The following is a 9,851-nucleotide window of genomic DNA, read 5'->3' on the forward strand; positions in this document are numbered from 1 at the left end:
CAGATGCTCTTTCTGGCTTATTGCAGGAGGCCAACCCAAAGCACGGCGGCGATTGCCAATACGAAGCTCAACTCAATCTTCAAGAATAGTTTCGCTCGAAAACCCTCATTATCTAATTCCAGCTTTTCAGCCAAATTAAAAAAGCGCGCCCAAAAGGCACGCTTTCCCACTCATCTTTACAACACTTTACTCAAGAACGCTTTCGTCCGTTCGTGTTGCGGATTGCCGAATAATTCCTTCGGCACGTTTTCTTCGACGATATAGCCGCCGTCGATAAACAGTACCCGGTCGCCCATTTCCGCCGCAAAGCCCATCTCGTGGGTCACGACGACCATGGTCATCCCTTCCCGTGCGAGTTGCTTCATAACATCCAGCACGTCTCCAACCATCTCCGGGTCGAGCGCTGAAGTCGGCTCATCGAACAGCATGATTTTCGGGTCCATCGCGAGCGCACGCGCAATCGCGACACGCTGCTTCTGCCCCCCGGACAGTTCGCCCGGATAGGCTTTCGCTTTTTCGCGCAAGCCGACCTTATCCAGCAATTCGTAAGCTTTCTTCTCAGCGGCTTTCTGGTCGCCTTTTTTCAATTTGATTGGCGCCAGCGTCACATTTTGGAGCACTGTTTTATGCGGGAATAAGTTGAACTGCTGGAACACCATTCCGACATTTTGACGCACTTTGTTGATGTCGACTTTCGGATCGGTGATATCCGTTCCTTCAATATACACATGGCCCCCGCTGATTTCTTCGAGCCGGTTCAAACAGCGAAGAAACGTACTTTTGCCGGAACCGGAAGGACCAATGACGCAAATGACTTCCTTCTCTTCGACGACCGTGCTCATGTCTTTGATGACTTCCAAATCTCCGAATGATTTTTTGAGGTTTTCTACTCTGATCATACTCATCGCAATACAAACTTCCTTTCCACAAAGCTCGCGAGCATCGAGAGCAAGTAAATGACGATAAAGTAAATGATGCCGAGGATCAAATACACGTTAAACGCATCGAATGTGGCACTTGCCTGGATGCGCCCTTCCTGTGTCAAATCCGCTACGCCGATAACCGACAAGAGCGAAGTATCTTTCAAGGAAATGATCGCCTGGTTGGTAATCGTCGGGAGCATGCGGCGGAATGCCTGAGGCAAAATGATGTGGCGCATGGTCTGTGTCGAGTTGAGCCCGAGCGAACGCGCCGCTTCTGTTTGCCCTTTGTCGATCGACTGGATCCCTGCCCGGATGATTTCCGAGAAGTAAGCACCGGCGTTGATCGCAACTGTCACGATCCCGGCTGTCGTGTTATCGAGCGAAAAGAACCCAAGCGAATTCAAGCCGAAGTAAATGAAGAACAGCTGGACGATGAACGGCGTCCCCCGGATTGCGTCGACGAAGATTTTGGCGATCCAGTTCAAGATTTTGAACGGTGCCAAGCGCAGCAACGCCACAACCAGTCCTAGCAAGAAGCCCAGGACGATGGCAATGCCGAAAATATATAACGTAACTTGCAAGCCTTCCATTAAGTACGGAAAAGCATTGATAATTGTCTGCACCCTTAGTTCCCCCTTGCATAAAAAAATGCAGCGCGCGAATGCGCGCTACATGATTTTATTCTGCGATGTATTTGTTTAAGATTTCGTCATATTCGCCGCTGTCGCGCAATTCCTGCAGGCCTGCATTGATTTGTTCAAGCAATTCCGCATTCTCGCCTTTCAACACAGCGATGCCGTATTGGTCGCCTGTCAAGCGGTCGCCGACAGTTTTCAAAGCCAATTCGCTTTCTGCGATGGCATAAGCGATGACAGGGTAATCTTCAAGAAGTACATCCGCATTGCCGTTTGATACTTCTTGGAACATCGATGGGCTGTCTTCGAACTGGGAAATTTCATAGCCGTATTCAGCTTCGTTGTCGCGCGCGAATTGAGCGCCAGTCGTTCCGCTCTTTACCGCAACCGTTTTTGTTATTGTCTTCTGCTACAACCAATGAAAGGCCGGCGTCAAAATACGGATCCGAGAAATCCACGATTTCCTTGCGCTCATCCGTAATACTCATGCCCGCAATCGCTACATCCAATTGTCCAGCCTGAAGGGCCGGGATGATGCCCCCGAAATCCATCGGGTTGAATTCGATTTCAAAGCCTTGGTTTTCAGCAATCGCATTGATCAAATCGATATCGATTCCTGTGTATTCGCCGTCTTCTTCAAACTCAAACGGTGGATAAGTCGTATCGATGCCGACGCGATATGCTTCCCCTTCGCCTCCGCCAGATTCACCGCCGCCGGATTCTTCTTCCGAACCGCCGCATGCGGCAAGCACTGTAAGAACTGCTAGCAATAATGCTAATAAAGTCCATTTCCTCATTAATAAACATCCCCTCTGTTCTGTATTGGTCATTCTACTGACTAATATATCACAATATTTGCAAATTCAGAACCTTTCGAATGAAATTTACTAGGAAGTAGGATGGATGCTTGCGTCTAAATGACTAGCCCTCATGGCTGACGGCACGCTTTTTATGGAGCCGATAAAATAAGCGGAAGTTATGGGCGAGCGTCTTCAAGACGGCATAAGTCGGGATGGCAATCAAAATCCCGATAAAGCCGTACAAGGAACCGGCCACCATCAATAATAAGATGATCGTTAAGGGATGGACATGAAGCCGATTGCCCATGACGTTCGGCGTGACGAGATTGCCTTCGAGCTGTTGGACCACCAAGAGCACGAGAACGACTTTGAATGCCATGAACAATCCGTCGTTCAAGAGAGCAACGAAAATCGCTGGGATGATCCCGATGATCGGCCCAAGAAACGGGACGACTACCAAGAACATCGCGAACACGGCAAGCGTCAAAGCGTATTCGAGGCCGATGATCAAATAGCCGATGTACATCAAGACGCCAATCACTGCGGCGACAATCGCTTGTCCGATTACAAACGTCGATAATGTCTCATCTAAATCCTTCATTAGTTTCTTGCCTTCCGGTTTATGGTCTTCGGGGAGGCGCTTCACCGAATACGGAATGAACTTATCATCGTCCTTCAATAAGAAAAACAAGATGAACGGCACTACGATTAAAACGATTGCCGCATTGACCAGCATCCCCAGGATGTCGAGTACATTCTCGAACAAATTGCTCGACAGGCTTTCGGCATAACCGTAGATGCGGTCGCTGATTTCCCGCCCGGAAATCCCGCCGAATTCAAATCCCTGTAAGAGATTATTCGATTCCGAACTCATTTCCTCCACTTTCTCAGGCGCCAAATCCACTAGGCTTTCTCCTTGTTCAATCAGCGTCGGCCCGAAGAAATAGACGAGGCTCCCAAACACCAGCGCAATTACCGTAAAAACAATTCCAATACCTGCAATCTTCGGCATGCGTCGGGCGAGCACCCTGACCAATGGCCTGAGCAGATAATATAAAATTCCGGCGATGACAATCGGCGCAAATAGCGTCGTGATGATGATGCGGATCGGTTCCCAGATATAGTCCAACTTGCTGAGTACGTATAATGTAAGGGCGAGTAATAATATTCCTGCTGTGTATTCAAAAAATGGCTTTCGGATCCACACTTGCTGACACTCCTTTCAAATTTAATTCCACACTTAAATCATACACGAAGAAAAATCTCACTCGTCTGATTTATTTGTCTTCTTCGAGTTCGCGCAATTCCTTCTGGGTTTGCGGGAAAGCATTCGCTTGCCATTCTTCACGGTAAGCGGAATCCAATTGCGAGAGTCCCTGTTCACTTGAATCTTCGATGGCGTAGACACTTTCGCGCTCATCGATTTCTTTGCTGTTGTGCATATCGATGTCTTCCTGCACGCGGACTGTATTTTTCTCTTGATACGCTTTGTAGACGAAAACTCCTGCAGCTGCTGCAAGTGCGCTGCCTACTACTGTATTCATGGTTGATCTCTTCATCAGAATCCCTCCAAAATATTGCGTCTTTCTATCACTTCTCTTCTGTATACCCTGAATCTCGATTTTTAAGCCACCCCGAGTTTTTCAGTCAAGATCGCCTTCGCCCCTTGACGCTCGCTCATTACGAATAGCGCTCCATGTCTTTCAATTGCTCGCGCATCTTTTCCCCGACGCCTGAAGCAGAGGCTGGATTTTGCCCAGTGATTAGGCGTCCTGACTCAATGACGCATGCTTCGAGCGGCAGTTGGGCGATTTGCACAAGTGCGCCACTCTCTTTGAGTTCATGCTGCAAGGAAAATGGAATGTCTTTATAAAGGCCGAGCAACTTTTCTTCCAAATCCGAAAAGCCGGTAGCGAGATGTCCTGATAATAACGGGCTGCCATCAGACAGGCGGACATTCAATAATCCGCTTGGCCCGTGGCAGACGGCTGCTACGATGCCGCCTTTTTCGTAAATGCTTGCTGTCATCCGCTGTAATTCCTTATTGTCCGGGAAATCCCACATGGTCCCGTGCCCGCCGGTAAAGTAAATGCCGGCATATTCGTTGGCTTTCACTTCGCCTGGCGTCAGCGGCCGGTCCAATTGCTTCTGGATGTTTTTGTCCAAATAATAATGCCGCGTCCGGCCATTAATTACGGCCGCCGGAAGGCTTCTTGGATCGATCGGCACTTTTTCGTCTTTCGGACTGATGATATCGATTCTGAAGTCATCTTTCACTTCGTGGTAGAAATCCGTCAGTTCACGCAGCCATAAGCCCGTTTTTTTGCCGCGATTTCCTAACTCTTGATGATTCGTCACGATAACCGCTATTTTCTTCATGGCATATTCCTCCCATCGATTCATATCCCTTTCTATTCCCTATCGCCTGAAAATTACTCGCGCCACGGAACGGAGGATGTGCTTGCCTACAGAAAAAGGCCCGCACTACAGCGGACCTTTCAGGCTTCCAATATACGCGTCAAGCTGTCGCGAAACTTGTCATTGTCGGCTTGCTGGCGTTTTTTCGGCCCTTTCATGCGTCCGCCACTTTGGCGGATTTTTTTCGCGACGTGGCGGCCGTAGAGTAATTGTTCGATATTGCCTTCATTATAAACGCGCCCGTTTTGGTCGATCGGCACGCCGCGTTTCGCTAGCACCATCGCAGCGAGTCCGTAATCCTGCGTAACGACGATATCGCCAGGTTGCACCCGGTTTACCAACACAAAATCGACGGCGTCCGCCCCTTTCGATACCGTCAGCGTCTCCGCTCCTTCGCGATACATTTCATGGGACGTATCGCAAATGAGCAGCACCGGCCAATTGAACCGCTTAGCCAGCCCAATCGTCAAATCGACCACGGGACAGCCATCTGCGTCAATAAGAATTTTTGCCATCAGCTTCCTCCCTTACCAATTCATCCGCCAATTTTTCAGCAGCCCTTCTGTACAAATTACTTTTATGGACTAGCGATGCAATGAACAGCACCTTGGACAGTTCCCCCTCCTGTTCACTTTGCGTATTGGCGACGGCCTCCGCCTGCCGCTCAAGCTCTTCTTTGAATGCGGCGTGATTGTCCTGTTGAAGCGCCAGGTAGGTTTCATAGAATTCGGATAGATCCAGTTCCCGCACCTGCGCTTTTTCGTTCACTTTCTCCAACACTTTTTTAACGTCATTGATCGACAGTGTACTTTTCATTTGGTAAATCAAGCTGATGAGCATAATATGGTCAGGCGTATATTTTTTATGCTGCACCGGGTAGAATAATTTTCCTTTGGCATAATTATTAATCATCGTTTTCGTCAATATTTTATCGTCTTGATACCTTTTCGTATCGTGGAACGCCGTTTCGAATAATTGAATGACCTGATCCACGTATAAATCGATTTTCGGAATGTCGCTTGTACGGATTTGGCTGTCGAGAGCCAATTGGCCAATGAGCCGATCGATGCTTTCCATTCGCTTCACCTCAACTTCTATTCCCCCATTTTACCCTATGATGGAAAAGCCGACAAACTTGACCGAGGAAATCAATGCGTATATTATTATATGTAGTTTCAATAACTACGTATCAGGAGGTACAGATCCATGACTGCATTTATCCGAGAGCCTTTCAATGCTTTGTCCCATTTGGCCGGAGCGCTTTTGTCCTTTACTGCCTTGCTTGCCATGGCCATCAAAGCTGCCTACACGCAAGCACCTGCGTCACACGTTACAGCGGTCGTCATTTTCGGCATCAGTTTGATCCTGCTGTATACGGCTTCAACGGTTTATCATTCCGTCAAAGCGCGCCCAGGTGTCATCGCCTTTTTCCGCAAACTGGACCATTCCATGATTTTCTTGCTGATTGCGGGTTCCTATGCGCCGTTTTGCTTGATCGCGCTTGAAGGCACGCTCGGCTGGTCGATTTTCGCTGTAGTGGCCGCGCTCGGCATCAGCGGCATCCTTTTCAAGATGATTTGGTTCCACTCCCCTCGTTGGCTATCGACCGCCATCTATATCTTGATGGGCTGGATCATCATTTTTGCAGTAGGCCCGCTCGCCTCCAGCCTGCCCGCTGCCGGGTTATGGCTGCTCGTTGCCGGTGGTCTTCTGTACACAGTCGGCGGTGTCATCTACTGGCTCAAGCCTGACTTCTTATCTTCTCGTTACCTCGGATTCCACGAGATTTTCCATATTTTCATCTTGCTCGGAAGCACATGCCACTTCCTGGCCGTCTATTTATACGTGCTATAACACAAAAAGAGCCGCTCTCAAAGAGAACGGCTCTTTCTTAATGTTCGAGTGCATCCAGCGCCTGCATCAAGTTGGCGTAGACCTTGATATTTTTGAAATCAATGCCGAGTGTCACGGCGGTCTGTGCGATTTCAGGGCGAATGCCGGAGAGGACAGATTCCACGCCGATAATTCTCAGGGAATCCATCAACTGGAATAATTGATGCGCTACCATCGTATCGACAATCGGCACCGCCGACAGGTCGATGTAGAGCGTCGTCAATTGCTGCTTTGCACTTTCTTCAAGAGCCGTCTCCAAAATCACTTTGGCGCGATATGTATCGATCCCGCCGACCAACGGCAAGATACCAACACCTTTACGGATCGGAATGACCGGGCTGCTCAACTCGTCGATCACTTCTTGCTGGCTCGCCAGCAATCGTTGGTGGGCTTCATGATGATGGCGCGCAAAGCTTTCGATGATAAAGTCGAAAATATCATTCAGCATTTCGCTCCAGCGCAACGCATCCTGGCTATTCGCTCTATCGACTTCCTCAAAGAAATGGCGGACACAAGTCCAATAGATTTTACGCAATTGCCCCAGATGCTCCATCACTTCATAAAGAGGCACGGATTGTTGGGCGCGTTCTTTTGCAATTGTCGATGACCAATCTTCAACGTAGGCAAGCGATTCTTCCTTGTCGTGGATAAAGATTGCTGTGACGGCCTCGATGTAGCCAACCGATTCCTTTCTCAGCTTTTCTACCGTATCGTCGGATGCGTGGGCGGAATAGACAGTGTTCGCATGATTGCCGCGTGTCTCAAGCCACTCTTCAACCATGGAGTTTTATTTTTTAGAATAAAATCATGTAGCTCTCTGCTAATTTCTCCCATAATGTATGCCGCTCCTTTTTCTAACTTGTCCCTATCATCTTATAAGATAAGCCAATCGAAAAGCAAATTAACCTTCTCCGGATGCAAGCCTCAGGTTTAAAGTGATAAGATGAAGCCAAGGAAAGGAGACTGAATAATGGGACCATTAAACTTAGAGAAACAGGAATACGCAAAACGCCTTTACAGCGCGTATGAAAACCGGCAAGCTTTCGGAAAAAATCAGATTCCTGAATCGATCAACTCCCGCCTCGCATACGAGGTGCAGCAGGCAGTGACAGCAAAAAAAGTACAAAACGGCGAACCACTCGCAGGCTATAAAATCAGTTTGACGAGCCCTGAAACGCAACAATTGTTCAGCTCCGAAAAACCGCTGTACGGCGCATTGACTGTTCCCGCCATTTCCGGCAATACCATTGAACTCTCAAGCATGCTTTCGCCATTGATTGAAATCGAATTGATGTTCCTCATACAGGAAGACATCGATGCCGCTGATTCAACGACGGCGATTCTTGAAAAAACCTTGGTGGCCCCGGGTATCGAAGTTCCCGACTCGCGATTCACCGAGTGGTTCCCGAACATCACACTCGGGCAAGTCATCGCAGATAGCGCAGTAGCTGGCCGCATTGTGGTCGGCGAACCTGCAAAGAGCCATTCCTACGATCAACTCGATCAAGTCCGCGGCGAATTATTCCTCGACGGTGAACCGATTGCTGCCGGAAGCTCGTCTGAAGTGTTGGGGCATCCGGTAAATGCCATCAAATGGCTAGCAGCAGAACTCGAAGCGCATGGCTTGAAGCTAAAGCGCGGCCTGACCGTCTCATCCGGCACGTTCATCTTGCCGAAGCCGCTTGAAAAAGGGCGTTACGAAGCGAAATATGAAGGCATTGGCAGTGTCGAACTGACCGTCCATTAAAAAATCCCCGGCTGCTTTTGCAGCTGGGGATTTTGATATTCAACTAAAACACCATGTTCATTTACAGCAAGAAGCCGTTCTTTTTCGCATCGTACATCAGCTCTTCGCGGAACTTCGGATGGGCAATACTGATGAGTCGTTTTGCCCGCTCCGCAAGGGACACGCTGTGGAGGCGCGCGATGCCGTATTCCGTAACGATGTTGTCGACATCGTTTTTGCCTGTTGTCACGACCGATTGAGGCGCTAAGTTCAGCTTGATGCGAGATAAACTCTCGCTTTTGGCAGTGGATGGCATACAGATGTAACCTTTGCCGTTCTCGGCGAAGCGGACGCCCCGCGCAAAATCGACTTGGCCGCCGCTGGATGAATAATATTTTCCGCCGACCGTTTCGGAAGCGCATTGACCGTATAAATCGACTTCTGTCGTCGCATTGATCGAGACGATATTCTTCTCTTTGGCGATTTCACGTGGATCGTTGACGATGCTTACCGGAAGCATCTCCACCGCCGGGTTTCCATCAATGAAATCATATAATTTCTTCGATCCGTAGGCGAACGTCGCGACGATCTTGCCAGGGTTCGTAAATTTGCGCGTGCCGTCGATTGCCCCCGAATTGACCAGGTCCGCCACACCGTCCGGAAGCATTTCCGTATGGATCCCCAAGTGGCGATGGTCTTTCAGCATGCTAATGACCGCATTCGGCACAGAGCCGATACCGATTTGAAGCGTATCGCCGTTCTCGATGTCGCCGATGATCGACGAGGCAATCTTCATGTCCATATCGCTGATTTTGCCGACTTGCTCTTCTGCAAGCGGCGCGTGATGCTCCACATAGCCTGCAATTTGGCTGATGTGGATTTGGTTGCGGCCGAATGTGCGCGGCATGTGTTCATTCACTTCCAAAATGAACGGTACTTTGCCGACGAATTCAGCGACGTAATCGGCCTGGGTGCCGAAAGTGAAATAACCGTGTTCGTCCATCGGCGAAGCGACTGTCATGATCATCGACATCTTCGTCGCTTTTTGCAATAGGCGCGGCATCTCGTGAAAATTATTCGGCACCAGGTCCATCTTCGCTTGCTGATACACCTTACGGGTAGCGCCGCTCAGGAAATAGGAGACGTGGCGGAGCCGCTCCAGTTCCCCTCGGATATATGCCCGTTCACGCAGAGCCAGCATTTGGTGGATTTTGACCCCATCCAGTTCATGGGCGTGTTGTTCGAGAATATCAAGCAACCGGATCGGCTCGCCGTTTGCGATCGGCACGATGATATCTGCCTGTTCTTCGATCAAATCGACCACTTGCTTTGGGCTAAGTTGTTTGGACATCTGCATTCACTCCTGGTTTCTAATATTATTTCTACTTTATCATAGAATTTGCGCTTGATTGAGTTGCCAAACTTTCATTGCTATTCTGCCTTTTCAGTCAAAAGA

11 protein-coding genes and 1 pseudogene are annotated in these 9,851 nt (G+C 49.1%); 2 read left to right on the plus strand and 10 right to left on the minus strand.

Annotation, left to right across the window (positions count from 1 at the left end; genetic code table 11):
• Nucleotides 1-176 precede the first annotated feature (176 nt).
• The 8 genes and pseudogenes from ON064_RS14760 to ON064_RS14795 form a co-directional block, all read right to left on the minus strand.
• On the minus strand, nt 177-905 hold the full coding sequence (locus tag ON064_RS14760; protein WP_274625368.1) for an amino acid ABC transporter ATP-binding protein: 729 nt from the start codon (nt 903-905) through the stop codon (nt 177-179).
• A complete protein-coding gene (locus ON064_RS14765; RefSeq protein WP_121300840.1) occupies nt 902-1,546 on the minus strand; it encodes an amino acid ABC transporter permease in 645 nt (214 codons plus the stop codon). The genes ON064_RS14760 and ON064_RS14765 overlap by 4 nt, the downstream gene beginning before the upstream one ends.
• A gap of 55 nt (nt 1,547-1,601) precedes the next feature.
• Nucleotides 1,602-2,355: pseudogene (locus tag ON064_RS14770) on the minus strand (transporter substrate-binding domain-containing protein).
• Nucleotides 2,356-2,479: 124 nt separating this feature from the next.
• A complete protein-coding gene (locus ON064_RS14775; RefSeq protein ID WP_274625369.1) occupies nt 2,480-3,565 on the minus strand; it encodes an AI-2E family transporter in 1,086 nt (361 codons plus the stop codon).
• Nucleotides 3,566-3,635: 70 nt separating this feature from the next.
• Nucleotides 3,636-3,917, minus strand: coding sequence for a hypothetical protein (locus ON064_RS14780; protein WP_121300837.1), 282 nt, complete (start codon nt 3,915-3,917; stop codon nt 3,636-3,638).
• A 121-nt stretch (nt 3,918-4,038) separates the two neighbouring features.
• The gene (locus ON064_RS14785) at nt 4,039-4,737 is read right to left on the minus strand and encodes a type 1 glutamine amidotransferase domain-containing protein (RefSeq protein ID WP_274625370.1); all 699 of its coding nucleotides are present in this window, start codon (nt 4,735-4,737) and stop codon (nt 4,039-4,041) included.
• 119 nt (nt 4,738-4,856) lie between these two features.
• Nucleotides 4,857-5,291: a YaiI/YqxD family protein gene (locus ON064_RS14790; RefSeq protein WP_121300835.1), complete on the minus strand. Its 435-nt coding sequence runs from the start codon at nt 5,289-5,291 to the stop codon at nt 4,857-4,859.
• Nucleotides 5,272-5,853: a DUF1836 domain-containing protein gene (locus tag ON064_RS14795; RefSeq protein ID WP_274625371.1), complete on the minus strand. Its 582-nt coding sequence runs from the start codon at nt 5,851-5,853 to the stop codon at nt 5,272-5,274. The genes ON064_RS14790 and ON064_RS14795 overlap by 20 nt, the downstream gene beginning before the upstream one ends.
• A gap of 129 nt (nt 5,854-5,982) precedes the next feature.
• On the opposite strand from ON064_RS14795, the gene trhA reads away from it, so the two are divergent.
• Nucleotides 5,983-6,630, plus strand: coding sequence for a PAQR family membrane homeostasis protein TrhA (trhA, locus tag ON064_RS14800; RefSeq protein WP_274625372.1), 648 nt, complete (start codon nt 5,983-5,985; stop codon nt 6,628-6,630).
• 37 nt (nt 6,631-6,667) lie between these two features.
• Here the strand turns inward: trhA and ON064_RS14805 are convergent, their stop codons facing one another.
• The gene (locus tag ON064_RS14805; RefSeq protein WP_274625373.1) at nt 6,668-7,450 is read right to left on the minus strand and encodes an STAS domain-containing protein; all 783 of its coding nucleotides are present in this window, start codon (nt 7,448-7,450) and stop codon (nt 6,668-6,670) included.
• A 189-nt stretch (nt 7,451-7,639) separates the two neighbouring features.
• Between ON064_RS14805 and ON064_RS14810 the strand changes: the two genes are divergently transcribed.
• Entirely contained in the window at nt 7,640-8,416 is a 777-nt protein-coding gene (locus ON064_RS14810) for a 2-keto-4-pentenoate hydratase (protein WP_274625374.1), read from the plus strand.
• 61 nt (nt 8,417-8,477) lie between these two features.
• Here the strand turns inward: ON064_RS14810 and ON064_RS14815 are convergent, their stop codons facing one another.
• Complete coding sequence (locus ON064_RS14815) at nt 8,478-9,746, minus strand: acetyl-CoA hydrolase/transferase family protein (protein ID WP_274625375.1); 1,269 nt, start codon at nt 9,744-9,746, stop codon at nt 8,478-8,480.
• Nucleotides 9,747-9,851 lie beyond the last annotated feature (105 nt).

Source organism: Planococcus sp. A6, assembly GCF_028823615.1.
In the GTDB taxonomy this organism is placed as follows: Bacteria; Bacillota; Bacilli; order Bacillales_A; family Planococcaceae; genus Planococcus.

What these genes read in the sequence shown, in the direction of transcription:
- ON064_RS14760 (WP_274625368.1), bottom strand. Translation starts at nt 905, where the DNA reads ATGAGTATGATCAGAGTAGAAAACCTCAAAAAATCATTCGGAGATTTG.
- ON064_RS14780 (WP_121300837.1), bottom strand. Translation starts at nt 3,917, where the DNA reads ATGAAGAGATCAACCATGAATACAGTAGTAGGCAGCGCACTTGCAGCA.
- ON064_RS14815 (WP_274625375.1), bottom strand. Translation starts at nt 9,746, where the DNA reads ATGTCCAAACAACTTAGCCCAAAGCAAGTGGTCGATTTGATCGAAGAA.
- ON064_RS14785 (WP_274625370.1), bottom strand. Translation starts at nt 4,737, where the DNA reads ATGAAGAAAATAGCGGTTATCGTGACGAATCATCAAGAGTTAGGAAAT.
- ON064_RS14805 (WP_274625373.1), bottom strand. Translation starts at nt 7,450, where the DNA reads ATGGTTGAAGAGTGGCTTGAGACACGCGGCAATCATGCGAACACTGTC.
- trhA (WP_274625372.1), top strand. Translation starts at nt 5,983, where the DNA reads ATGACTGCATTTATCCGAGAGCCTTTCAATGCTTTGTCCCATTTGGCC.
- ON064_RS14810 (WP_274625374.1), top strand. Translation starts at nt 7,640, where the DNA reads ATGGGACCATTAAACTTAGAGAAACAGGAATACGCAAAACGCCTTTAC.
- ON064_RS14790 (WP_121300835.1), bottom strand. Translation starts at nt 5,291, where the DNA reads ATGGCAAAAATTCTTATTGACGCAGATGGCTGTCCCGTGGTCGATTTG.
- ON064_RS14795 (WP_274625371.1), bottom strand. Translation starts at nt 5,853, where the DNA reads ATGGAAAGCATCGATCGGCTCATTGGCCAATTGGCTCTCGACAGCCAA.